Raw genomic sequence first — 345 nt, forward strand, 5'->3', positions numbered from 1 at the left:
CTATGGCCCCTTCCTTATTTTCATAGTCGCTTCGCTACCTTGAAAATATAGTCAGGCCCCCCCCCTGCGCCGGGCGCGTCCCCCATTTGCGCAAGCGCGAACTGATTGCATCAGACTGCTTGGACGCGGCGCGCGAACGATAGCGCGACGCATGCTGGTGGCGGCCTAGTTTTGGTCTGATGTACAAAGGGCCATCACCACCCAAACACGCTGGCGTATCAATAACGCGGTCCGGATCACTGGTGGCATCAGCCACACGTCCCACAACGGACGGGTGAACAGTTTATTGACCGGACTTGAGCCCTTCTGCGCGACCAATCCTTCGGTCACTCCGCCCCGCAAGCA

At 58.8% G+C, this 345-nt stretch carries 1 protein-coding gene; it reads right to left on the reverse strand.

Features of this window, described 5'->3' with window-relative positions:
* Positions 1–165 precede the first annotated feature (165 nt).
* Positions 166–345 (reverse strand): hypothetical protein (locus ACFWW2_RS16460; RefSeq protein ID WP_393929697.1); only part of this gene is annotated, 180 nt, incomplete at its 5' end.

It is taken from the genome of Yoonia sp. R2-816 (genome assembly GCF_046762905.1).
Classification (GTDB): Bacteria; Pseudomonadota; Alphaproteobacteria; order Rhodobacterales; family Rhodobacteraceae; genus Yoonia.